This window comes from Francisella sciaenopsi, assembly GCF_045862875.1.
GTDB lineage: Bacteria > Pseudomonadota > Gammaproteobacteria > Francisellales > Francisellaceae > Francisella > Francisella sciaenopsi.
This window is the reverse complement of record NZ_BTHG01000007.1, coordinates 147,508-170,644: the sequence shown is the minus strand read 5'-3', so window position 1 is coordinate 170,644 and position 23,137 is coordinate 147,508. Positions and strand designations below refer to the sequence as shown.

The following is a 23,137-nucleotide window of genomic DNA, read 5'->3' as shown; positions in this document are numbered from 1 at the left end:
TTACTAATCTCCTTAAATAATTTCTTATACTTACATGTCATCATTAGGAGCCCATATTACATAGGATACTGTGCCAGGTAAAATACCATTAGTACATATACCATCTGGACAATTAAGAGTATTTGTTCCAGATAAATCTTTAGATGTAGATAATTGTAAAGTACTAGTAGGGTATGTCCCATTTCTCCAAGATCTATCTTCTCTATAATTAGCTATTCCTTTCCAAGCTTTAAGCTCATAATTATGACCAGCTGGTCCACCTGTTCCTAATGAGATATGCGCAATATTTTGTTTTACAGGAGCATCATAACTAACTCGCATATCTATAGTGATGCTATCATATTCTGAAGTTACACATCTGGCACTAAATATATCAGAAGTAGAAATATAAAAATGAATCCCTTTACCTCGACCATTCTCAAAATTAGTACAGTTTAGCCCTTTATCTTTAACCTGTATATTCGCTACAATATTTCCTTTTTGACCAGCTACAGGGAAAGTTATTACATAAGGATTATTATTTGGCGTATCAGCACACCTATACTCATTTTGTATTACTTGAACATTATACTCATGCTCAGGCTTATCTTTTGAATAAACACAAAAATTTAATCCTCCTTCTAAGTCAGCCCATGCTAAATTCACAAAAAATATTGAAAATAATAAAGTTAAACTAGTCCTCATTCGTAACACCTCTATTTAATGTGATTAATAAATTCCAATTTTCAACTATATTGTAAATAAGAGTTCTTTAGGGTTGTATATAGACAAAAATAAATAGCAGATATCTATTTTTGCATTAGTAAAACCTAGTTTTGTAAATTAAAGAGATTAATAAATGTAAAAATGTTTTAAACATTGACCTAAATGATAAGAGGTATATATAAGATTTTACTGTCCAAAAGTATTATTAACCAATTACGTTAAAAACATAAATATCACCTTTAGTTGCTACAGCAAAAAATTTAGAGCAAAAAGTCATAACACATACATTCTCATCTATAACACTATTTGAACTATATCCGTTCATATTATTACGAACATTTAATGCAATTAATGTACCCTCTCTCAAAGGTTCAAGAGTTTCGGCACTCATGTATCTGTCACCGATAATCTTAAGTTTTGCTTTCTCATATAAAATCAGAGGCTCTTTTGCTACTCTATAAACTACTTTAACTGGTACTCTGTCAAGAGATTCCTCTTCTTGAAGCTGCACAAAACCATCTAAGTTATATAATCTATAAACGCCATGTTCTTGATTATTAATCGAATCTACTTTTCTAATTCCTACAGCTAATTTAGCTTTTGTATCAGTATCTTCAGTAATATCAAAACTTTCGAGTACGCCATCATTGATAGATACAACTCTCTCACTTTTATTAATATCTTTTTTTAAGTCAAAACTATATCTATAAATCTCTTTATTACTTGATATATAAATATTATATTTGCCTAGCATCATCTCAATAGGTTTAAAATTTAGATATTCTTCAGAAATTTTGTCAAACTGTCCATTTTTATCAACTTTATAAGTTAATAGCTTCCCTGAACTTGAGTTTTCAGATGATGTAAGGACATAGATAAAATCTAAATTCATAGAAGGAATAACCTGAATAATATTCGAATCAATATGATAGTTAAACAATCTACCTTTGATCTTGTCTGAAATGGGTGAAATGTTATAAGCTGTAATATCATGCTTTGAAAATAAATAAAAAGCATTTCCAAACTTATTTATTAGCATATCAACAATATGATTGTCTTCACTATCAATACTATCAAAGCAGTTGCTATGAGTACTAGCTGAACTAATAGAAGCTGATAACTTAGTAATATTGACGCATAACTGACCAAAATTATAGTAAATTGAATATAGCTTTGTACTATCACTATTGATAGCCATAGCTTTGACATTTGGTTGGTGTATAGTAGCAATATAGTTGATATTATTTTCAGATAATGTAAGTTCTTTATCTACTTTTATAATATTTGAATATGATAATTGATAAAGAAATATTGACATGACTCCTATTACAACAACCCTAAAGATCGATGAACTAAGCTTATTAAATATCAATATACTTTCTCCTCTATTGAAAAACTAAGTCTAAATATAAGATTTTATTTATTTTTAACATGATATTTCGATCAATAACCTATCGCTAAAGCATTACCTCTACGTGGATCTGCAGCACCATAAACATACTGTCCATCAGACATTACAGACTCAGCAGCACCCATAGCAGCATAAAGAGTTACAGTATTACCCATTTTCTTAAGTAAATTGATAGTATCTACAGATATACCCTGCTCTACACCTATCTCTTCTGGCCATAGTTGACTATGCATACGAGGATTGTTAACTGCTGATTGCAAATTCATATTATAATCTATGATATTTAAAATCACCTGCAATGTTGTTGTAATAATACGACTTCCACCTGGTGAGCCTGTAGCTAAAAACGGCTTACCATATTTATCAAGAACAATTGTTGGAGTCATTGAACTTAATGGTCGCTTATTTGGAGCAACTGTATTAGCTTCACCTTGAACTAAACCAAACACATTTGCAACACCTACTTTTGCTGCAAAATCATCCATTTCGTTATTTAATAGAATGCCTGTTCCTGGTACAACAATACCATTCCCATAAGAGTAGTTAAGTGTGTAAGTATTAGATACCATATTGCCATCTTTATCAACTACACTAAATTGAGTAGTCTGAAGTTTTTCACGGTTTTCTGGATTAACTGTACTTATATCTTTACTTGGAATATGCTTGTCTGTAGTGATTTTTTGTGCAATCTGTTTTGCATATTTTTTAGATAAGAACTTAGCTAAATCCATCTTAACAAAATCAGGATCCCCTAAGTCAGAATTTCTATCATTATAAGCATAGCTCATTGCATTACTCATAAGATTAATAGTTTTAGCACTATTGTTACCATAATCAGCTAATGGGAAGTTTTCTAGAATATTTAATAACTCTATCAGGATCACACCACCTGAGCTTGGTGGAGGCATAGAATATATTGTATAACCACGATATGTCCCTTTAAGTGGCTTCATTTCTTCGACATTGTAATTTTTCAAGTCTTGTAATGTTATTAGACCACCATTTTTCGCCATACTATCTGCTATCTTATGAGCGATATCTCCCTCATAGAAAGCTTTTTTACCTTGTTTTGCTATTAGCTTCAGACTATTAGCAAGTTCAGGCTGTTTTAAGATTTCTCCAACAGCATAAGCAGAGCCATCTTTCTTGTAAAAAATTTTCATAGCCTCTGGTGATTTTTCAAGCCATGGTTTTGCAGTTATAAGCGACTGATTTAGGTCATAGCTTACTGGGATACCATCTTCAGCAAGCTTGATAGCTGGAGCAATAACTTGTGATAATTTCAATTTACCATATTTTTGTTGTACATCCACTAAACCAGCAACAGTGCCAGGAACACCTGAAGCGCTATATGAACCAGAAACTTTAGCATAATCAACATCTCCTTTATCATTTAAAAACATATCTTTAGATGCTTTTGCAGGAGCTTTTTCACGATAATTTACAGCTATGTTCTTATTGCCATTTTGTAAGTGGACAATCATAAAACCACCACCACCTATATTACCAGCTCTAGGTAATGTAACAGCCAAAGCAAAGCCAACCGCAACAGCTGCATCTACAGCATTACCACTTTGTTTTAGAATATCTAAACCGACTTGACTCGCTAAGGCCTCTTGAGAAGAAACCATACCATGGGTTGCAACAACTGGTTGAGCAATTTGCATCTCTTCTTGAATAGGGATAAAATCATAACCTGTTGGTACTGGAGCAGCAACCAAAACTAAATTTGGCAAAAAAATTACCAAACACATTAAACTTACAAATAGTTTTTTCACTAATGAACCTCAGTAACTATTTTTTAAACATATTACATATAAGATAACAAAAAACGATATTTTAAAAAAACCTTTTAAGCTAAACAAAAGATATTTTTTAAAACTTGTGTATAACTTTAGACTAGACTTCAGCAACCTTATTTACATTAGCAAGACTACTTTTTAGGACTGGTGGAGTATCTTGAGATGCCTGAACAAAACTCTCATCACTATAGGCAACCTCTGATTTAGCATTAGTGTTGTTGATACCCAAAACGCTTAGTATTGCTTTATCATTTTGAGATCCATCAAGTGAAGGATCTTTTTGTTTGAGAACTTTTGCCATACCATAATCATAATTTTGGATATAAGCATTTCTCATAGCTGTATATGGATCTACCGATACTTCTTCTAAATTTGAATATGCTGGCAGATATGAAACACCTTGATTTGTATAGTATAAGCCATAGACACTATAGTTTACAGCATACGCTGTAAATGTACCTACTCCTGGAGCTAAAAATAAATACGAAAGTGGATTAAACATAGCATCAACACCATCACTAACACCCTCTATAGTACCTGGTCCAAAAATTGGCCAAACAATATATGGTGATGCATATCCTTTTTTATATACACCCCATTTATGGAGGGTAACTGCAAAATCTTGATGATAGCGCATTGGCAATCCAAACCTACTACCAGCTACATCAAAAATACCTACCACTCCAAGAGTCGTATTTTCCAAAAATCTCATACTATCATCACCCGCATATCCCCACTCACCTTGGAAAAGATCATTAGCTACTCGACTAGGCTCAAAAAGATTTTGAAAAAAATTAAATATACCTGTTTGTGCTGCTTCTGGCATAATGAAATTATAAGCTTTTGCTACAGGAGTTAGATCCTCATATAATTCATTATTCCAATGAAACATCTTACGATTATAGTTCTCATAAGGATCTCTATCATTAACTGATGTCTCCCATTTAATTGAACAACCTGATAATGCTATGATAGTGGCGAGTAACAAAATACTCTTTTTTATTTTTAATTTCATGAACTTATTAAATTGATTTTAAAAAATCTCACAATTATAGCCAATAATCGCTATATAAACACAGACTGAAGTAATATTTTATGAAAATTTTATACCTTTTTTGAAGCTTCTAGCCCAAAAACGCTCTATAGCAAGTGCTTCTAATAATTTATCCGAGTATTTTTGATTTTGATTTGTTATGTATGCTGTGATAATTTTAGCCGCTAATAATGATGAACATAAACCTTTTGAGCCAAATCCTGAAGATACATATAAGCCTTCTTGATACTCAATCTTTGGCATTTTTGATTTTGGATAGCCTTTAGACAGAGGCTTATAAAAAACTTGTTCGAAACTATTATAATCTGCCAACCTACCAATAAGTGGTAAATGATCAGAAGTTACACATCTCGTAGCTACTCTTGAATTAACGATTTCAACATTGTAACTTTTATCATCAAATATTTGCTTAATTTGATTAATATTAAAAGTATTATCTTTTTGTCTTATATCTCCACTAGTATCATTATTATCTCGAAATGTTGCTCCAATAACTTGTAGATTATCTTTATAATTAGGGATTATATATCCTTTATCCATAATATTATTTGAGATATCAAAGCATCTTTTGATAACTGTTAACTGTCCTTGTGATGGATATACTGGAATATTTTGTAGCAGAGAAATATTTTTAAATAATGGATACCCTCCCGCAAACACTACAATATCAAAATCTTCAGTAAAATTATTAAATTCTAATCGCCAAGTATTACTCTCTAATTTCTTAATATCTAAAAGCTCATTATCTAATTTTAATTTAGCATTTGATAATTTAAGCCATAGCTGACAAATACTTTTAGGTACCACTGATACAGCATTAAGATAATATACAGCTTTGTTAGGAGTATTTTTACCAAGCAATTCTGAAAGCTCTTGAGGAGATATTAATCTAGCTAAATCATCATCTATCTCTCTTTTTGTAAAAATCTTTTGATATCTATTTAGTTCTTTTTCATCACTTAATATTTGCAAGACACCCTGATTACAAATTTCTATATCATTACGATACTGATTTATAAACTCTAATAATATACTATAACCTAGTGTATGAAACTGATCTGAAAAATTATTATCTGAAGTTAAATAAGGTTCTAAAATTCCCGCAAAGTTCCCAGAAGCTTCGATTGCAATATCAGAATTTTTATCAAATAAAGTTATATCAAAGTTAAGGATTCTACTTAATTCATAAGCTAATGAACAACCTGCTAGTCCAGCTCCTACAATAGCTATTTTTTTATTACGCACCAAAACCTCTGATGCCTTCTCTTTTACGCTTTTGTTCTGCTCTTAGCATACGGGCTTGTTTTGGATCAATAGTTAGATTTCTGTATATTTCAACTCTATCTCTAGCCTCAAGAACATGATCTAAATCGACTATTTGTCCATAGATACCAATTTTAAGATTTTCAAGACTCTCTAGTTCAAAATAAGTATCTAAGATTTTTGACTGAATAATCGCCCGTCTAACAGTCAGAGAATCATCAGATTCAACATAAAAAGACTTCTGCTCATTCGGTAAAGCATAAATGACTTCTACTTTCACTATTTATAAACCTCTTCTGCACGTTTACAAAATGCCCCTAACATCTTATCTGCCAGCCCACGAAATATTGGTCCAAGAGCCATTTCAACAAATTTATTTTCAAAGGTAAACTCCATGTCCAATGATACCTTACATGAATTTTCATCTTGAGGTTCAAATTTCCAATCACCTGTTAAACTTTTGAATGGACCATTCATAAGATTTAAATGAATATGCTGATCTTTAACCATTGTATTATGTGTAGCAAAATCCAATTTCACAAATCCAGATTTGATTTTTAGAGATGCTTTTGCTTCTGTTTCTGTATGCTCAAAAACTTCTATATCATAGCACATTGGTAAAAACTGAGGATAGCTTTCAATATCATTTACAAGATCATACATCTGTGAAGCAGTATAATTAACAATTGCAGATTTATTAACTTTATTCATTTATTTAATCTTTTGTGTTTTGCTGATAATATATAGCGTTACATTGTATATCTTTTACAAAAAATAATAAAGTTATGAGTAAACATAAGGTTTCTCCAGCAACTATTGCTAGAAATAAAAGAGCCTTCCATGATTATACTATTTTAGAGAAGTTTGAAGCTGGGATAGTACTACAAGGATGGGAAGTAAAAAGTATCAGAGCTGGTAAAGTACAGATGATAGATAGTCATGTGCATATCAAGCGTAGCGAAGCTTGGCTTTTTAATTGTCTAATAACTCCTCTATTGTCCGCATCCACTCATGTGGTAGCTGATGCTTCAGCAAATCGTAAACTGCTACTTAATCGCCGTGAGATAGACAAGATCATGGGACGAATTGAGCAAAAAGGATTTACATGTGTGCCTTTGGCTATGTATTGGAAAGGTCCTCGTGTAAAAGTTGAAATAGCTCTCGCTCAGGGTAAAAAAGTTCACGATAAGCGCCAAGCTGAAAAAGATAAAGATTGGGCTCGCGAAAAAGATAGAATCTTTAAGAAGGCGCATAGATAAAATGACTGAAATAAAAATAAGCAAAACTGAAAAAAAATTACGTCACTATATTACTAAGGCTATAGCTGATTATAAGCTTATCGAAAAAGGTGATAAGGTTATGCTATGTCTATCAGGAGGTAAGGATTCTTTCGGATTATTAAAAGTTTTGCATGGGCTAATCGAAGATAAAACTTATGATATAGATCTTCATGTGTATACATTAGATCAGTCTCAACCTGGTTGGGATGATAGTCAACTTAGAAAATATCTTGATAATCTAGGTGTATCCTATGAGATTGAAACAAAAAATACTTATGGTGTAGTGATAGATAAAGTTCCAGAGGGTAAGACTTATTGTTCATTATGCTCGAGGCTTCGCCGTGGTAACATCTATAGATATGCAAAAGAGCATAAAATGGATAAGGTCATTCTAGGACATCATCGCGATGATTTGATCGAATCATTACTAATGTCGATTCTATATCAGGGGCAAATTAAATCTATGCCTCCTAAGTTTATTACTCAAGATGGTGAAAATACTGTAATCCGTCCAATGGTATTAGTTCAAGAGCGTGATCTCATAGAGTTCGCTGAAGAAGAAAATTTCCCAATAATTCCATGTAATCTATGTGGATCTCAAGAAAATCTTAAAAGAAAGAAAGTTAAAAAACTTATCCAAGATTTAGCACATGAAAATCCAAAGGTACCAAGTAATATTCTAAACTCTCTATCAAATGTATTACCAAGTCATTTGATGGATAAAGATTTGATAAACAGTAGTTTATTGACTTAATATAACTATTCTGATTTACTTTTGGTTGTAATCAACAAGATCTTAATTTCAATGTATAAAACTTCAATCTCAATCATAATAGTACTCTTATTCTGTAATTTAGCTTTCGCAACTGAAAATAACAAAGAGCTCAAAGAGTTTATTAGAAATGCTGACAATATCTATTATAAGGTCAAAACTAAGCATACAGATATTAGTAATCCAGCAAAAGATACTTCTATATATACGGTATATTTTTGTAAAGAGCATTTATGGAACAGTAAACAAGATTGCTATTATACAAATTTAGAGGCTGGTAATAAAAATAAAGAAGTTTCTTCTGAAGACTTCTTGAACTTAAACTTTAAGAAATTACATATAATATCTCTCACCAAAGTAGATAAAATTACTGATAATATTCATTATGAATACATAGCAAAAACTCAAAAACAAAATAATATTTTGCTAAATACTACAAATAATACTCGTTATAATTATTATTACAATAAACCCTATAGTGTAGCTCTAGCTAATTTAGAAAAAAATGAAAGCATTAAAGCATACTTAGTTACCTCTGCACCAAAGCTAAATAACACTATAATTAACGTAAAATCTCTTTATCAAACTAAGTATATGTTTTATACCTTCAATGAATTAAATAATGAATCAGCATCTTTTTCTTATAAATTAAAGCGAATTGGAACAAGAATCATTCTAGTACCCTTTTTTGCACTTTTAATATTAAAGGAAATTACTGTTGGCTTATAATACTGTTCTTTTGAGAAAAAATGTTAATTATAACCTTATTTCAGAAAAACCTAACACTTGGTTTTATTTATTAATTAGACTAATTTATTGAAACAATTTTAATCTAAATACAAGAAAATCCAAAAAGAAAAAGGTTAAAAAGCTTATTCATAATCTAGCTCACGAGAATCCAAAAATTATAGAAAAAAATTATACTTTATCAATGGATATTACGGTCAAAGCCGTAGTATGACTAACAAGTTTGATTTCGGTCAAATACTTATTATGGATATTATAAGACAGTACAATGTGCTATCACTACAAAACTATAAAGATAATATTTTATAATAGAACTAATTCACACTAATGAGAAAAATTAGAAATTTTAAATGTATTTGGACATGTACTTTGGTTAGCATTTGGCGCATTAGCTAGCAAAACAGACAAATCTTTTTGGTTTGGCTCATCAGCATTTTTCGGTAACGATATATACACATCAACTAGCATACCATCTTTACAATTTAAATATACTTTACTACTAGTACCAACCCCAAAACTTTGATTAAAAGCATTATCAAACTGTTCAATAGTTATATCTTTACCAATATTTTGGCTAAATAACTGCTCTAATTTCGAATCATTTATTTGATTTACAAAAGTAGCTGCTTGAGTATAGTATTGGTTTTGATCATGTAATTGACAAGTTCCATGCTTATACCATTCATGGCGTTGTAAACATGAAGAGTCATTATATCCTGGCATCACACTATGCAGTAACTCTACAGTTTTATCATCTAAATTTAATGGAGCATAATTACAAAAATCAGATTGTTTCTGAGTACCACAAAAACCATAATTTGTACCACAAGTATCTTGATTTGGCCAAAATCCATGTAGCGAAAAACTCTTAGCCGCTACACTATCTACAGGTAGATTTTTACACTCTTGTTTTCCAGCATTTAAGCCATAAGTCTCACAAAATGCCGGCTGCCAACTTAAAGCTAATACATAGCTATCAGCAAGTCCAGGCTCTTGGACACATTGTTTAGCAGGAGTATCGCCTCCTTCTTCAATATCCGCTATACCGCAACTACTACTTACCCAGCGTGACTGACTTTCGCTAGCATTTGAAATAAATACTCTAAACCAATCTGAATTAGTATCTTTATTTTTTTCCTGAATAGAATAAGTTTGCCCTGCAATTACATAAGTATTATCAGGATTAGTCATTTTGTTTTTTGATATATATGCTTGACACGATGACTCTGCTGTAAATGTACCTTTAGCAGGCACTGCGTACACTGATGTAGTAATTAAAGCCAAAAGTGTAATCGTTAAGATACGAATTATTATTTTCATATAAGTAAATTTTGGGTTAGTTTCAAATAGCAATTATAACTTAATTAGAAGTATTTCGAGAAACCAACTTCTGACAAACTTGCTCTAATGAAATCTCTTTCTCCTTCAATAGAACTAATAAATGAAATAATAAGTCTGCTGTCTCAGAAATTAGTTCGTCTTCTGAATCTTGCTTCATTGCAGCAATTACAACTTCTACACCTTCTTCGCCAACTTTTTGAGCAATTCTTGGTAATCCTTTTTTAAATAAACTAGTTAAATAACTATTCTCAGGTAAATAGTCTTTTCTTTCAGCAATTAATTTTTCTAATTTATCTATTATATACAAAGAGCTATTTTCTTCATCTTGAGTAAAACATGATTTACTACCAGTATGGCAAGTTGGACCGTATGGTATAGCTTTTATAAGTATAGAATCATTATCGCAATCGACTGCTATATCTTTTAGCTCAAGAAAATTACCACTCTCTTCGCCTTTAGTCCATAAGCGTTTTTTACTACGGCTATAGAAAGTAACTTTGCCGATTTCTAAAGTCTTTTCTAAAGACTCTTTACTCATATAGCCTAGCATTAAGACACTATTATCAATTGCTGATTGAATAATAGCTGGAACTAAATTATCCATTTTTTGCCAAGCTATAGACTCTATAATTTTGTTATCCATTTTGTATCCTATTTTACTATTCTTGTAGGTATATTGTTTTTAAAAAGCTCTTGTTTTAATTCAGGTATAGCAATAATATCATCATGAAATACACTTGCTGCCAAAGCACCATCTATATCTGTGTACTTAAATACATCGATAAAATGCTGAATCTGGCCAGCGCCACCAGAAGCAATAACAGGTATTGAGACATTTGATTGGACTTCTCTGAGATGCTCTAGATCATAACCACCTTTAACACCATCTTGATTCATACAATTAAGAACTATCTCGCCAGCACCACGAGATTCTACTTCTTTTGCCCAGCTAACTGGATCTAATAATGTCTGTACAGTTTTATCAGCACTACCCGTATATTGGCAAACTTTAAATTCACCATCAATAAATTTACTATCTACACCAACCACTACACACTGTGTACCAAACTCATAAACTAACTCATCTATCAAATCAGGTCTAGCAAGTGCTGCAGAGTTGACAGATATTTTATCAGCTCCTTCATTTAGTATAGCTCGAGCATTCTCTACAGATTTAATTCCACCAGCTACACAAAATGGGATATTTATCTTTTTGGCTATCTCTTGTATCCACTTGATAGAAAGTAGCTTATTATCAGGACTTGCGCCAATATCATAAAATACTAGCTCATCAGCTCCTGCATCTGAGTATTTCTGTGCCAGCTCAATAATATCGCCAATAATTCTATGGTTTCTAAACTTTACACCTTTGACAACTACACCATCTTTGACATCAAGACATGGAATTATTCTTTTTGTTAACATTTTAGAGCCTCTTGTAGTGTAAATTTATTTTCATATAGAGCTTTACCAATGATAACACCATAAGTATTTTGCTCTTTTAGAATTTCTAAATCTTCTAAGCTACCAACTCCACCAGAAGCCATAAATTGAATATCTGGATATATAGATGAATAGATTCTATATAGCTCAAAATTTGGACCTTGTAGCATACCATCTCGAGAAATATCAGTACATAAGACATACTCAAGACCATCACCAAGATAAGTTTGTAATATCTCATCTAAAGTTGTTGTGCTTGATTCTTGCCAACCATGCGTTGCTATATAAGGTATTCCTTCTTTGATAAATACATCTAAAGCTAAAACTATCTTCTCAGCACCATATTTCTCAAAAAACTTCTTTGTTAATGCTATATCCTTAACAGCTAAACTACCAACAACTACCCTATCAACTCCGATTTCTAAAAGCTTCTCAATAGTCTCAAAATCTTTGACACCACCACCAACTTGTAGCGTCATATTACAGTTCTCTCTAATCTGCTGAATAGTTTCAAATTGACAAGTTTGACCTTTTTTAGCACCATCTAAATCTACGACATGGATAAACTCTGCACCAGCTTGTTGATATGACTTTGCAACATCTTTTGGCTCAAGTTCATAAGTAGTAGTTTTATTAAAATCACCTTTTTCTAAACGAACACATTTGCCATTTATTAGATCTATCGCTGGAAATATATTCATTTACAAAGCTCCTTGTATAAAATTCTCTAAAATCTTCATGCCAACCCTACCGGATTTCTCAGGATGAAATTGTATTCCATAAAAATTATCTTTATTTACCATCGCAGTGAAATCATTTATATAGTCATTAGTAGCTATGCTAAATTGATTAAGCTCAGCATAAAAACTATGCACAAAATATACATAATCATCTTCTGCAATATCTTTAAATAGAAAATGATCCTTATTTATCTTTTGTAAGCTGTTCCAACCCATGTGTGGAATGCTAAAACCTTGAGTTTTCTTAAAAGCTTTTACTTTTTCAGGAAAAATATTCAAACAATCTGTATTTCCTTCTTCAGAAAAACTATACATAATCTGCATTCCTAAACAGATTCCTAATACTGGTTGTGTCAGCTTTGGAATAAGCTTATCTAAATTGTATTTTTTTAGATTTGCCATTGCTGATTTAGCATGTCCTACACCTGGTAAAATTACGCAGTCTGATTTTTTGATAACTTCAGCATCATGTGTTAGGACTATTTCTTGCCCTAATTTCTCAAAGGCATATTTTATCGAAGCAAAATTACTCCCACAACAATCTATTATCGCTATCATAACACTCCTTTTGAACTAGGAATCTCATCTATACCATTTTTGGCAATTGCTTGTTTAAGTACTTTTCCTAAGCCTTTAAAACACGCTTCTATCATATGATGCGTATTCTCACCTGTTACTTTAATATGTAGTGTTGCTTTTAGACCTTCAGCAAAAGATACAAAAAAATGCTTCACCAACTCTACTGATAAATCCCCAACCATCTCTCGATCAAAATTCGCTTCAAATGAGCAATAATTTCTGCCACTTAAATCTAGAGCAATCTCAACTAAAGCCTCATCCATTGGTAGCAAAAATCCATAACGATTAATACCATATTTATCGCCAAGAGCTTGAGCTATTGCTTGTGAAAGAGTAATTGCAACATCCTCAACACAATGATGATCATCAATGTGAAGATCACCTTTTGCCTGAATTACAGCACTTATACCAGCATGTTTTACAATCTGATCAAGCATATGATCAAAGAAGCCAAGACCTGTATCGATTTCTCGAGTTCCAGGAGCATCTAGATTAACTTTTACGATAATATCAGTCTCATTAGTTACACGCTTGATTTCAGCTACTCTAGGTTTATTTAATATCGCTGTAGCAATATCATCCCAAGATTGATAATTTCCAACACCAAATTGAATAGGATTGACTTTTATATTGTGAGCCAACTGTACATCCGTTTCTCTATCTCCTATCACATAGCTATCTTTTAGAGAGATCTTTTGCTCTACTAAATAATCCATCAATAAACCAACTTTAGGTTTACGACAGTTACAATTCTCATGAGCGAAATGTGGACATATTAAAACATCCTCAAATTCTATCCCTTGAGATTTAAATATCTTCATCATCAGATCATGAGGAGCATCAAACTCTTCTTGTGGAAAAGACTCTGTGCCTAAGCCATCTTGATTTGATACCATTACAAGTTTAAAGCCTGCTTTTTGTAACTTTATAATAGCTTCAAAAACACCCTCAAAAAACTCAAGCTTCTCAATACTATCAACCTGCTTATCTATAGGTGGCTCAACTATTAAAGTACCATCTCTATCAATGAATAAATATTTATTTTGTTTCATATTCGCTACTTAATTTTTGTAATACTTCGATTAATCTTTTATTTTCAGATACTGTCCCAATGCTAATTCTTAGAACTTTTTCATCATTGAAAAAATGAGCCATAGAACGGACTACTATCTTATTACATATAAGTTTATTAAAGATACTCTCTCTAAATCTAACTAATATAAAATTAGCATCTGATGACCACAATTTATCAACAATCTTCATTTGTGATAATACTTGATATAGATGTTCTCTCTGCTCTTTTACTTCAGTAATTTGACTAGCTATATTTGCCAAATTCTCATCATCAAGCATTTTTAATATAGTATTTTCTGTAGTTTTTGGGATTGGATATGGTGCTAATATTTTTCTCAACCAAACTATTCTATCTGAATTAGTAATTACCGTCCCTAGCCTAAGACCTGCCATACCAAAAGATTTTGACAAGGTTCTTAGCACAACTAAATTTTCATATTTATTAATAATGCAAGAAACAGATTTTTCATTACTAAATTCAATATATGCCTCATCAACTACAACTACACACTTGCCAGCTAATTCACTTAAAATTTGCTCTATATCAGCTAATGGTATAGATTTACCCGTAGGATTATTAGGAGTACATAGAAATAATAACTTGCAGTTATCAGGAATATTTACTAAAAGCTCTGTAATATTAATCTCAAAGTTATTTTCTTCTTTTAGCTTAAGAGTCTTATAATCAACACCCTGTAATTGAGCAGCTATTTTATACATCCCAAAAGTCGGCTCAACTGCAAAAACAGAATCTTTTTGATACTCACAATATAATCTAAATAACAGATCAATCCCCTCATCACTACCTCTAGTAACTAATAGATTGCTTGCATCAACATTATATATATTTGCTAGCTTCTCCACTAATTTCCTTGGTTGTGGCTCAGGATAGCGATTATATAAATATTCATCATTATATGGTGATTCATTAGCATTTAACCAGATATCTCCATCTACTTTTAAAGAACGTGCAGATGAGTATGCACTAAATTTTTGTAAATCTTTACGAATAAGACTTTCTGTAGTTTGATTTTGCATAATGTTATAAACTCTCCAAACGAATAGCTATTGCATTTTCATGAGCTTTGAGACCTTCTATATCAGCTAATCTCATCGCTGTTTGTCCTATGTTTTTTATACCTTGTTTTGATACATTTTGAATACTTATCGCTTTCATAAAATCTATAGTTGCTAAACCGCTATAAGCTTTTGCGTATCCATAAGTAGGTAGTACATGATTAGATCCTGTAATGTAATCACCTAATGCTTCAGCCGCCCAAGGACCTACGAATACAGCCCCTGCATTTTCGATACTATCTATATAATTATCAGCATTTTCAATATTTAAAATAAGGTGCTCAGAAGCATATTCATTAGCTATATTAATTGCGTGGCTAAGTGTATCTACAACAATAATTGCACTATTTTCTAAAGATTTCTCAATAATAGCTTTTCTTTGGGCTATACTAGTTTGCTTAAAAACTTCATCTCTAACCTTATCAGCTAGAATTTGACTAGTTGTGATTAATAAAGCTTGTGAATCTATGCCATGCTCAGCTTGAGCTAACAAATCTGCAGCAACAAATCTAGGATCTGCGCTCTCATCAGCAACTACTAAAACCTCTGAAGGTCCAGCAGGCAAATCTATTGCTGCACCTTGGCTATCATTAGATACTTGTTGTTTTGCCTCTGTAACCCAAGAATTTCCAGGACCATAAATTTTATTAACTTTAGATACAGTTTCTGTACCATAAGCTAGAGCAGCTATAGCTTGAGCTCCTCCTAGCTTATAAATCTTTGAAACCTTACAAATATCAGCTGATATTAAAATTAATGGATGAACATTACCATTTTTATCACAAGGTGTAGCCACATAAGTTTCTTTACAACCTGCAATTTGTGCTGGAGCTGCTAGCATTATTAGTGTAGAAACTAAAGGAGCTGAACCACCAGGTACATATAAGCCAACCTTTTCGATAGGTTTATAAACTTTTTTACAAACCACACCATCATTAGTATCACAAACAGTAGTTTTTGGCTTCATTACTTGATGATAGTTAGATATACGCGCTATCGAATTTTTGATTAAATTAATATCATCTTGTGAGGCTAGTGAGTAAGCTTCTTTAATCTCATCTGCTGAGACTTCAATATTATCTAAATCAACACTATCAAACTTAGAAGTAAATTCAAAAAGTGCTTTATCACCGTTCTGCTTAACTTCATTTAAAATATCTCTAACACCTGCAACTAAGCTAGCTTTATTAGCAGAAACTGGGCGAGACAGAAGCTCTACTTGCTGAGTGGTGCTAAGCTCTTGCCAATTATATATTTTAATCATTGTTGCTACTTACTCCAACATCTTCTCAATTGGTAAAACTAATATAGAACTAGCACCAGCTGCTTTTAGCTTTTCTAAAGTTCCCCAGAAAACACCTTCTTTGGTAACTAAATGTATCGCAACTTTAGTATCACCATATATCGGCATAATAGTTTGACCTTCATGTCCTGGTAAAATATGGGTAATTGTATCAACAGCATTTTTATCTATATGGAACATAATATACTTACGCTCTTGAGCATGTTTGACACCTTCAATCCTTCTAAGTAATAACTGATAATACTCTTCAAGCTCTGCTCCAAAACTCTCATTTGAGCGAATTAAAATAGCTTGGCTTTTCATGATAGTATGAATTTCTTTAAGATTATTCTCTTCTAATGTTCGACCTGTAGAAACCAAGTCACATATTGAGCTCGACATCTGCAGGTTCGGAGCTATCTCAACTGATCCAGAAATAGATAATGGATCTAGATTTAAATTATTCTCATCTGAAAACTTCTGTACTAGATGAGGATATGATGTCGCAATACGAGTATTTTTAAGTGTCCCAATATCATCGCTAGCATCATTAGGAACTGCTATAGATAATCTGCAATAACCAAATCCTAATTTCTTAGTTTTAATAATGTCATTCTTCTTAGTGGTATTTTTGATACTTAATAAATACTCTTCTAAAACATTTTCGCCGACTATTCCAAAATCACAAACATTACCATTAACTAAAGTTGGAATATCATCATCTCTCACAAAAAGAAAATCAATTGGAGCATTTATTGAATGACATAATAAGTTACTCTTACTTGAAAACTCAACCTTAATACCTATTTTGTTGAATAATTCCATAGAATTGTCATATAGTCTGCCTTTTTTTTGTACAGCGACTCTTAATCTTTCTCTCATTTTAGCTCTCTTTATTGATTTTATTATAGATGATATTGTAACCATTAGTTCCATAACTAAGGCATCTTGCGACTCTACTAATAGTAGTTAAACTAACTCCTGTTTCAGCATGTATCTGCCTATAAGGTTTGTCTTTTTTTAGCTCTTTGACTACTCTCCAACGTGCAGCCATAGCCATTAAGTCTACAGGAGTGCATAAATCTTCCAAAAAAAGCTTAGCTTCTTCAGCAGACTCAAAGCTTTTGAAAACTTCATATAAGTTTTGAAGATTTTCTTCATTATTTTTTATTTCAGACATTAGGTGAAATAGAATAAACTAGTTTATTAATGTATTAACATATTAGTACATGATAACAATAAATACAAATAAAAATATTGTCTAAATTAATATATTTATTTATAGAGAAAAAATATTATAGAACTAAAACTTTATTCTTCTAACTCAATACCTTTAGTCTCAGGCATTGTTGCTATGATAATAACTATAACCACAGAAGCTATTAAAGCATAAAAACTAGGAGCAACATTACCAAAATACATAACTAATGCTGCTGATACCATTGGTACAGTTCCTCCTAATAAAGCATTACTTATATTATACCCAGTTGCTACACCACTAAATCTTAGATGTGTTGGAAATAGCTCATTGATTGTGACTACAAATGTCGCTGTAGCTGCCGATATTAACAACATTATCACAGTCATAACTAATGTTATAACAATTTGTGAATCTGTATTAGTCATAATATAAAATGCTGGTGTTATTAAAACTCCAATCCCAATACAAGATATTAACAATACTTTTTTTCTACCAACCTTATCAGATAAGCCACCCCATATTGGCGCTGTTGCAAAGTAGAAAAATGCTGCAACCATAGACATCAACATAGCTGTATGTACAGAATAACCTAAATCACTTTTTAGAAATGTTGGTATAAATCCAGAAACCATATAATATACAATTCCCAAATATCCAGCTAAAGCAAATACAATAAAGATTTGATACGGATATTCTTTAACTGCAGATACTACAGGAGTATCATCTAACATCCCATCTTCTTTTGATTTAAGATACTCAGGAGACTCATCTGATGCAAACTGAAGTATCAAAACGATAACAGCAAGTATCGCTCCAATAATAAAGCAAACTCTCCAACCATAAGCATGCATCTGATCAGAATTTAAAAAACTTGTTAAGATATACACTATAAACGTGCCTAAAAAAACACCTAAACCTGAGAAAAACGTACCAAAAGCAGTAATCAAACCACGCTTACTATCAGGAGCGCCTTCACTTAGTACTGCAAGTACACCGTTATATTCACCACCTATTGAGAATCCTTGAATCATTCTAGCTAGGAGTATAATTATTACTGAAGCTATTCCCAAGCTACCATAGCTAGGAGTAAATGCTATCATAGCTGTAGATATAAACATTAGTGCCACAGTAAATATCAATACATGTTTGCGCCCTTTTTTGTCGCCAAGATTTCCAAAGAAAATCCCACCCAAGGGCCTCATTAAGTATCCAGCAGCAAACAATCCAAATGTTTTTAATATAGCAACTGAAGAGTTATTATCTGGAAAAAATGTCGCAGATATATAAATAGTTACATAAGTAAATAGAGCAAAATCAAAATACTCTACTGTTGTTGCAAAACCTGCAAATATTATATTTTTTGGGGATACTATTTTTTGCATTTCATCAATTTTAAATTTATTTTTAACTATTATGATGAATAATAATTTAATTTGCAAAGATACTCTTATATTATTACCTTATAAAAACTTTTTATTTTTTATAAAAATGAAATACATAAATATAAAATTTACAATTATTATATTTGTCATATTAAGCACATTAAGTTTAAGTTTTGGTGATAAGATTACTCCCACAAGCATAGCAAGTATTAGTCTAAAACAGAAAGCTATTGAAAATGTTCAATATAGTGTTTTTCACCAACAATCCGCAGATACATATTTACATAATGCTATAGATGCTCTTGAATTAGCAATGAAGCAAACTGATCCAGATAGTAAGGAACTTTTACAATTGGGACTATCATTATTTTCTCTTCAAATAGAAACAAAAGAGTATAATCAGGCTGGCGAAACTTTAGATATGCTTGTAGAGAACTTCCCTGACAATCCTATTGTACAAATATATGATTCAGCATACTCATATATTTTTGATTTTAGTAACTTTAGGAAAGCATTTGCGAAATTAGAAACATCCAAATGGTCTGATATGCCCGTATATGTGAATGCTTTTGATATTATCAAAAGAAGTTTTAACTTACATATAAACACTAGTGCTAATCAAATACAACTCGAGCGAGGCTCTATACCCGTAATTGTAATTTTAGGATCTCCATTAAATTCTAATGCTAGTATGAATGAATATTTAATCAAAAGACTTTATAAAGGATTAGAAGCTTATTTTAGATTCCCAGATGCAACTATTATAGTAAGTGGTGGTCGAGTAACAGCTGGCAAAACTGAATCATATCAAATGAGACAATGGCTAATTAATAGTAGTGTGCCTTTGAACAAAATCATATTAGAAGATCAATCATTTAACATGGTATGGCAAGGTGTTAATACTTTTATGACAATAAAAAATATGAACCCTAAACCTACTGATATCATTTTAGTTACTTCAACAGCCGATATTAGAAGAGCTAATGCAATATTTAAACAAGAAGCTTTTGATAATAATATGATTGATATAAAAATTCATAACTTAGCTTCTGAGACTAAAGGATACAATATAATGTATCCTCTTACAGATTATGAAAAAGTAATGATTATCAAAGATACTCTTAGAGCTGCTGGTATATGGCAAATGCCAGGAATGATTTTTTAAATCTTATAAAGAGATTTAATTTATAGTAATTTTTTTATATTATCTTGTAATATTCGTTAACAAAAACATAGATATGAAAATCTCAAAAAAATTTGTCTTAAGTTTACTAATTATAGCTTTACCTATTTTAACATTTGCAGGTCGATCAAATAATTTCAATCTTGATATCCTCAATAACCAACAAACTGCAATAGCAAATATCCAGTATGATTTGAGTGTTTCGACTGATGATAAAAATGACGGTTCAATTACCCAAAGAGGTGACTTACAAGGCTCAATCAACTCTTTAAAGGATGCTCTTAAAGAGTCTAAGCCTAATAGTTATATCAATACACAGCTTATCCTTGCATTAGCATCTTTAGAAATATCTAATAATTCAGTAAATGATGCTAGAAAAACATTAAGCTCTCTTGGTACGATAAAATCTTATAATAATCCGATATTACAGATATTCTTAACTGCATATTCTCTGATTTGGAACCCTAATAATTTTGATCAAAATATTGCTATTCTTAAAGAATCTAAATGGTCAAAAATGCCTCACTTTATACAAGCGATACAAACTGCTAAAACTAACTTCAACTTAGGCATAAACTCAAAATTAGATCAGTTAAAAGATATTGATCAAAACTCTTTAGCAATAGTTACATTAGGATACTCATTAAATGATGACGGCTCCATGAGCAATATATTAGTTGATAGACTAAAAATAACCCTAGCAGCATATAAGAAATATCCTAATGCGATAATTATAGTATCAGGTGGAGTTGCTCATGAAGGTGTGACGGAATCATACCAAATGAAACAATGGTTAATTAAGCATAGTGTTTCTGCACAAAGTATAATACAAGAGGATCAATCAACTAGCACCGTCACCAATGCTATCAATACGATAAATATAATCAAAAAAATAAATAGACCTGTTAAAAATATTTTACTAATAAGCTCTGACTCTCATATCCGTAGAGCAAACTCTATTTTTGAGCAAGAAATTTACAATGCTAAACTACCTATCAAAATGTTTAACATAACTGCTAGAACAAATTATGATATTGATAAACCGGCACAGCAACAAGAAAAAATACTAATAATTAAAGATACTCTTAGAACGGCTGGAATATGGCAAATGCCAGGAATGGTTTTCTAGTCATTACCTTCAAATTCATCTATAAACTTCTGAGCTGCCGCGATTCTTTCTTTACATAACTGATAACTTTTTGAGGCTTGTTCTAGCATTGGTGCTAACTCATCTAACAGAGCAGGATTATCTTGTTGCTCTTGAAGTTTTTCATTAATTTCTTCTAATATTTGATAATTTTTTGCAAATTTTTTACTTTGAGTTGCCATTTTTTTTCACCTCTACTTGTATATGTCCATCGGCATAAACTATCTCTAAATCTGAGTATGCTTGTGCTTGTTTTTGAGTTGTTATATATTTGCCATCTGTTGTCTTTGTCAAACTAAAGCCTCTTTTAAGAGTTGGCTCTATTGATACTGATAATATTTGTTTATAAAGAGACTCACTAGTTTGATTATAATATTTTAAAATATTTTGAGCCTTATTAATTGATTGATTATATAAGTTATAAACATTATTTTCATAACTTCTCATCAAGCTTTTTGAACTTAGTAATATACTTTGATATACAGTATCCATAGATTTGGCATATAATTTAGAGACTCCTCTAGCTATAGAAGTTGATTCTTTATAGTTATGATCCACACTTTGATTCATCTGATAGAGATAATGTTCTAAACGTGTTTTAAAGTTATGATACAGATTATCTAATTGATGTTTATTTTGTCTAGCTAGATTTTTAGTGATTCGCACTATCGATTCATAATTATATTTAGCGTTTAAAGCATTATCAACAATTGTATTAGCTATATAATTTATAACCTTAGATGGTGTATCAAATCTTTTTGTACATATCTCATCTAAAACTGTAATATCTCTCTCATGTCCTATACCAACTAACACTGGAATTTTACTATTACAAATGCTTTCAGCTGGTAGTATATTATTAAACCAGTCAAGATCAGCTTGAGAGCCCCCTCCTCGGATTAATACTATTGCATCATATTTATCAGCGATTGCTGATATTTTAGTAAATGCTGTTGAGACACTTTTCGCACATTCTACACCTTGCATCTTTGCTTCATATGTATCAAAGTTACATAGATTTAAATCTTGTAATTTATCAGCCTCTTCGAAGAAATCTCCTTTACCTGCAGCAGTCATACTTGTGATTACTGCAACATTGGTAAAATCACTTGGCATATTAAGAACTTTATTTTTCTCTAGAATGCCTTTTTTAGATAAATTTTGTAGAATCTCAATTTTACGAGCTTGCCTAGCACCAAGTGTAAAAGCAGGATCTATATCTATTATATTTAGACTAAGACCAAAGCTAGTATGATAATTTACAGCAACTTTAAACAAGACTTTCATATCTGTTTTTAGAGTTTCACCAGTAGCTTGACTAAATTTACTATAGATATAATCAACTTTATTTGCCCAGCAATTACATCTAATTTTAGCTATAGGAAATTTACTAACCCCATCATGCTCTATAAGCTCACCATAGTAATGTTTACCAGATCTACGCCATTCAGATAACTCTGCAACTACCCAAAAGCCTTCATATCCAAAGCTCATTTCTATAGTACTTTTTATAAGCTCAAGAAATTCACTAAGTTTCAATGATTCTTGCATGATAATATTAACTAAAAATCTTGATTTTAATAAATTCTACATTTACAGAACTAATATACAACCGTTATTAACATTTATAATAGAAAGACAGGTTTTATAAAGA

25 protein-coding genes are annotated in these 23,137 nt (G+C 31.4%); 5 read left to right on the top strand and 20 right to left on the bottom strand.

Annotated elements, in window-relative coordinates; translation table 11 throughout:
* Positions 1-30 precede the first annotated feature (30 nt).
* The 7 genes from ACKTR7_RS09220 to ACKTR7_RS09190 all read right to left on the bottom strand — a co-directional run bounded on the left by ACKTR7_RS09220 (position 31) and on the right by ACKTR7_RS09190 (position 6,946).
* Complete coding sequence (locus tag ACKTR7_RS09220) at positions 31-684, bottom strand: hypothetical protein (RefSeq protein WP_407878020.1); 654 nt, start codon at positions 682-684, stop codon at positions 31-33.
* A 226-nt stretch (positions 685-910) separates the two neighbouring features.
* A complete protein-coding gene (locus ACKTR7_RS09215; protein ID WP_407878019.1) occupies positions 911-2,023 on the bottom strand; it encodes a hypothetical protein in 1,113 nt (370 codons plus the stop codon).
* A gap of 125 nt (positions 2,024-2,148) precedes the next feature.
* Entirely contained in the window at positions 2,149-3,870 is a 1,722-nt protein-coding gene (gene ggt, locus ACKTR7_RS09210; RefSeq protein WP_407878037.1) for a gamma-glutamyltransferase, read from the bottom strand.
* Between the two features lie 145 nt (positions 3,871-4,015).
* Positions 4,016-4,933 (bottom strand): MlaA family lipoprotein, encoded by a 918-nt coding sequence (locus ACKTR7_RS09205; protein ID WP_407878018.1) that lies wholly within the window; start codon positions 4,931-4,933, stop codon positions 4,016-4,018.
* 78 nt (positions 4,934-5,011) lie between these two features.
* Complete coding sequence (mnmC, locus tag ACKTR7_RS09200; protein ID WP_407878017.1) at positions 5,012-6,220, bottom strand: FAD-dependent 5-carboxymethylaminomethyl-2-thiouridine(34) oxidoreductase MnmC; 1,209 nt, start codon at positions 6,218-6,220, stop codon at positions 5,012-5,014.
* Positions 6,210-6,515 (bottom strand): RnfH family protein, encoded by a 306-nt coding sequence (locus ACKTR7_RS09195; RefSeq protein ID WP_407878016.1) that lies wholly within the window; start codon positions 6,513-6,515, stop codon positions 6,210-6,212. The genes mnmC and ACKTR7_RS09195 overlap by 11 nt, the downstream gene beginning before the upstream one ends.
* Positions 6,515-6,946, bottom strand: a complete 432-nt coding sequence (locus ACKTR7_RS09190; RefSeq protein WP_407878015.1) for a type II toxin-antitoxin system RatA family toxin — start codon at positions 6,944-6,946, stop codon at positions 6,515-6,517. Before ACKTR7_RS09190 ends, ACKTR7_RS09195 begins: the two co-directional genes overlap by 1 nt.
* A gap of 74 nt (positions 6,947-7,020) precedes the next feature.
* Here ACKTR7_RS09190 and smpB point away from each other — a divergent pair, with 74 nt between their 5' ends.
* Genes smpB through ACKTR7_RS09175 form a run of 3 tightly spaced genes read left to right on the top strand, consistent with a single transcriptional unit; the run spans position 7,021 to position 9,016 of the window.
* Positions 7,021-7,494: an SsrA-binding protein SmpB gene (smpB, locus tag ACKTR7_RS09185; RefSeq protein WP_407878014.1), complete on the top strand. Its 474-nt coding sequence runs from the start codon at positions 7,021-7,023 to the stop codon at positions 7,492-7,494.
* A 1-nt stretch (position 7,495) separates the two neighbouring features.
* Positions 7,496-8,269 (top strand): tRNA 2-thiocytidine(32) synthetase TtcA, encoded by a 774-nt coding sequence (gene ttcA, locus ACKTR7_RS09180; RefSeq protein WP_407878013.1) that lies wholly within the window; start codon positions 7,496-7,498, stop codon positions 8,267-8,269.
* 51 nt (positions 8,270-8,320) lie between these two features.
* On the top strand, positions 8,321-9,016 hold the full coding sequence (locus tag ACKTR7_RS09175; RefSeq protein ID WP_407878012.1) for a hypothetical protein: 696 nt from the start codon (positions 8,321-8,323) through the stop codon (positions 9,014-9,016).
* Positions 9,017-9,358: 342 nt separating this feature from the next.
* Here the strand turns inward: ACKTR7_RS09175 and ACKTR7_RS09170 are convergent, their stop codons facing one another.
* The 11 genes from ACKTR7_RS09170 to ACKTR7_RS09120 all read right to left on the bottom strand — a co-directional run bounded on the left by ACKTR7_RS09170 (position 9,359) and on the right by ACKTR7_RS09120 (position 19,153).
* The gene (locus ACKTR7_RS09170) at positions 9,359-10,354 is read right to left on the bottom strand and encodes a ribonuclease T2 family protein (protein ID WP_407878011.1); all 996 of its coding nucleotides are present in this window, start codon (positions 10,352-10,354) and stop codon (positions 9,359-9,361) included.
* Between the two features lie 40 nt (positions 10,355-10,394).
* Positions 10,395-11,018, bottom strand: a complete 624-nt coding sequence (gene hisIE / locus ACKTR7_RS09165) for a bifunctional phosphoribosyl-AMP cyclohydrolase/phosphoribosyl-ATP diphosphatase HisIE (protein WP_407878010.1) — start codon at positions 11,016-11,018, stop codon at positions 10,395-10,397.
* An 8-nt stretch (positions 11,019-11,026) separates the two neighbouring features.
* A complete protein-coding gene (hisF, locus tag ACKTR7_RS09160) occupies positions 11,027-11,800 on the bottom strand; it encodes an imidazole glycerol phosphate synthase subunit HisF (protein WP_407878009.1) in 774 nt (257 codons plus the stop codon).
* Entirely contained in the window at positions 11,794-12,519 is a 726-nt protein-coding gene (gene hisA / locus ACKTR7_RS09155; protein WP_407878008.1) for a 1-(5-phosphoribosyl)-5-[(5-phosphoribosylamino)methylideneamino]imidazole-4-carboxamide isomerase, read from the bottom strand. The genes hisF and hisA overlap by 7 nt, the downstream gene beginning before the upstream one ends.
* Positions 12,520-13,116, bottom strand: a complete 597-nt coding sequence (hisH, locus tag ACKTR7_RS09150) for an imidazole glycerol phosphate synthase subunit HisH (RefSeq protein ID WP_407878007.1) — start codon at positions 13,114-13,116, stop codon at positions 12,520-12,522.
* Entirely contained in the window at positions 13,113-14,189 is a 1,077-nt protein-coding gene (gene hisB / locus ACKTR7_RS09145) for a bifunctional histidinol-phosphatase/imidazoleglycerol-phosphate dehydratase HisB (protein ID WP_407878006.1), read from the bottom strand. The genes hisH and hisB overlap by 4 nt, the downstream gene beginning before the upstream one ends.
* Positions 14,176-15,249, bottom strand: a complete 1,074-nt coding sequence (hisC, locus tag ACKTR7_RS09140; RefSeq protein ID WP_407878005.1) for a histidinol-phosphate transaminase — start codon at positions 15,247-15,249, stop codon at positions 14,176-14,178. The genes hisB and hisC overlap by 14 nt, the downstream gene beginning before the upstream one ends.
* 4 nt (positions 15,250-15,253) lie before the next feature.
* A complete protein-coding gene (gene hisD, locus ACKTR7_RS09135) occupies positions 15,254-16,552 on the bottom strand; it encodes a histidinol dehydrogenase (protein WP_407878004.1) in 1,299 nt (432 codons plus the stop codon).
* A 9-nt stretch (positions 16,553-16,561) separates the two neighbouring features.
* Positions 16,562-17,452, bottom strand: coding sequence for an ATP phosphoribosyltransferase (gene hisG, locus ACKTR7_RS09130; RefSeq protein WP_407878003.1), 891 nt, complete (start codon positions 17,450-17,452; stop codon positions 16,562-16,564).
* Between the two features lies 1 nt (position 17,453).
* On the bottom strand, positions 17,454-17,750 hold the full coding sequence (locus tag ACKTR7_RS09125; RefSeq protein ID WP_407878002.1) for a YerC/YecD family TrpR-related protein: 297 nt from the start codon (positions 17,748-17,750) through the stop codon (positions 17,454-17,456).
* Positions 17,751-17,881: 131 nt separating this feature from the next.
* Complete coding sequence (locus ACKTR7_RS09120) at positions 17,882-19,153, bottom strand: MFS transporter (protein ID WP_407878001.1); 1,272 nt, start codon at positions 19,151-19,153, stop codon at positions 17,882-17,884.
* A gap of 106 nt (positions 19,154-19,259) precedes the next feature.
* On the opposite strand from ACKTR7_RS09120, the gene ACKTR7_RS09115 reads away from it, so the two are divergent.
* Both ACKTR7_RS09115 and ACKTR7_RS09110 read left to right on the top strand, forming a co-directional pair.
* Positions 19,260-20,318 (top strand): ElyC/SanA/YdcF family protein, encoded by a 1,059-nt coding sequence (locus tag ACKTR7_RS09115; protein WP_407878000.1) that lies wholly within the window; start codon positions 19,260-19,262, stop codon positions 20,316-20,318.
* Positions 20,319-20,391: 73 nt separating this feature from the next.
* On the top strand, positions 20,392-21,465 hold the full coding sequence (locus ACKTR7_RS09110; protein ID WP_407877999.1) for a YdcF family protein: 1,074 nt from the start codon (positions 20,392-20,394) through the stop codon (positions 21,463-21,465).
* On the opposite strand, the gene xseB is transcribed toward ACKTR7_RS09110, so the two are convergent.
* Positions 21,462-21,665 carry an exodeoxyribonuclease VII small subunit gene (gene xseB, locus ACKTR7_RS09105; RefSeq protein ID WP_004287964.1) on the bottom strand — a complete coding sequence of 68 codons (204 nt, stop codon included), beginning with the start codon at positions 21,663-21,665 and terminating at the stop codon, positions 21,462-21,464. The two genes, ACKTR7_RS09110 and xseB, sit on opposite strands and share 4 nt — an antisense overlap.
* Positions 21,649-23,034 carry an exodeoxyribonuclease VII large subunit gene (gene xseA / locus ACKTR7_RS09100; RefSeq protein WP_407877998.1) on the bottom strand — a complete coding sequence of 462 codons (1,386 nt, stop codon included), beginning with the start codon at positions 23,032-23,034 and terminating at the stop codon, positions 21,649-21,651. The genes xseB and xseA overlap by 17 nt, the downstream gene beginning before the upstream one ends.
* Positions 23,035-23,137 lie beyond the last annotated feature (103 nt).

Excerpts from the sequence above, each read along its gene's own strand:
- ACKTR7_RS09220 (WP_407878020.1), bottom strand. The coding sequence starts at position 684 with ATGAGGACTAGTTTAACTTTATTATTTTCAATATTTTTTGTGAATTTA.
- ACKTR7_RS09215 (WP_407878019.1), bottom strand. The coding sequence starts at position 2,023 with ATGTCAATATTTCTTTATCAATTATCATATTCAAATATTATAAAAGTA.
- ggt (WP_407878037.1), bottom strand. The coding sequence starts at position 3,870 with ATGTGTTTGGTAATTTTTTTGCCAAATTTAGTTTTGGTTGCTGCTCCA.
- ACKTR7_RS09205 (WP_407878018.1), bottom strand. The coding sequence starts at position 4,933 with ATGAAATTAAAAATAAAAAAGAGTATTTTGTTACTCGCCACTATCATA.
- ACKTR7_RS09190 (WP_407878015.1), bottom strand. The coding sequence starts at position 6,946 with ATGAATAAAGTTAATAAATCTGCAATTGTTAATTATACTGCTTCACAG.
- smpB (WP_407878014.1), top strand. The coding sequence starts at position 7,021 with ATGAGTAAACATAAGGTTTCTCCAGCAACTATTGCTAGAAATAAAAGA.
- ttcA (WP_407878013.1), top strand. The coding sequence starts at position 7,496 with ATGACTGAAATAAAAATAAGCAAAACTGAAAAAAAATTACGTCACTAT.
- ACKTR7_RS09175 (WP_407878012.1), top strand. The coding sequence starts at position 8,321 with ATGTATAAAACTTCAATCTCAATCATAATAGTACTCTTATTCTGTAAT.
- ACKTR7_RS09170 (WP_407878011.1), bottom strand. The coding sequence starts at position 10,354 with ATGAAAATAATAATTCGTATCTTAACGATTACACTTTTGGCTTTAATT.
- hisIE (WP_407878010.1), bottom strand. The coding sequence starts at position 11,018 with ATGGATAACAAAATTATAGAGTCTATAGCTTGGCAAAAAATGGATAAT.
- hisF (WP_407878009.1), bottom strand. The coding sequence starts at position 11,800 with ATGTTAACAAAAAGAATAATTCCATGTCTTGATGTCAAAGATGGTGTA.
- hisA (WP_407878008.1), bottom strand. The coding sequence starts at position 12,519 with ATGAATATATTTCCAGCGATAGATCTAATAAATGGCAAATGTGTTCGT.
- hisH (WP_407878007.1), bottom strand. The coding sequence starts at position 13,116 with ATGATAGCGATAATAGATTGTTGTGGGAGTAATTTTGCTTCGATAAAA.
- hisB (WP_407878006.1), bottom strand. The coding sequence starts at position 14,189 with ATGAAACAAAATAAATATTTATTCATTGATAGAGATGGTACTTTAATA.
- hisC (WP_407878005.1), bottom strand. The coding sequence starts at position 15,249 with ATGCAAAATCAAACTACAGAAAGTCTTATTCGTAAAGATTTACAAAAA.
- hisD (WP_407878004.1), bottom strand. The coding sequence starts at position 16,552 with ATGATTAAAATATATAATTGGCAAGAGCTTAGCACCACTCAGCAAGTA.
- hisG (WP_407878003.1), bottom strand. The coding sequence starts at position 17,452 with ATGAGAGAAAGATTAAGAGTCGCTGTACAAAAAAAAGGCAGACTATAT.
- ACKTR7_RS09125 (WP_407878002.1), bottom strand. The coding sequence starts at position 17,750 with ATGTCTGAAATAAAAAATAATGAAGAAAATCTTCAAAACTTATATGAA.
- ACKTR7_RS09120 (WP_407878001.1), bottom strand. The coding sequence starts at position 19,153 with ATGCAAAAAATAGTATCCCCAAAAAATATAATATTTGCAGGTTTTGCA.
- ACKTR7_RS09115 (WP_407878000.1), top strand. The coding sequence starts at position 19,260 with ATGAAATACATAAATATAAAATTTACAATTATTATATTTGTCATATTA.
- ACKTR7_RS09110 (WP_407877999.1), top strand. The coding sequence starts at position 20,392 with ATGAAAATCTCAAAAAAATTTGTCTTAAGTTTACTAATTATAGCTTTA.
- xseB (WP_004287964.1), bottom strand. The coding sequence starts at position 21,665 with ATGGCAACTCAAAGTAAAAAATTTGCAAAAAATTATCAAATATTAGAA.
- xseA (WP_407877998.1), bottom strand. The coding sequence starts at position 23,034 with ATGCAAGAATCATTGAAACTTAGTGAATTTCTTGAGCTTATAAAAAGT.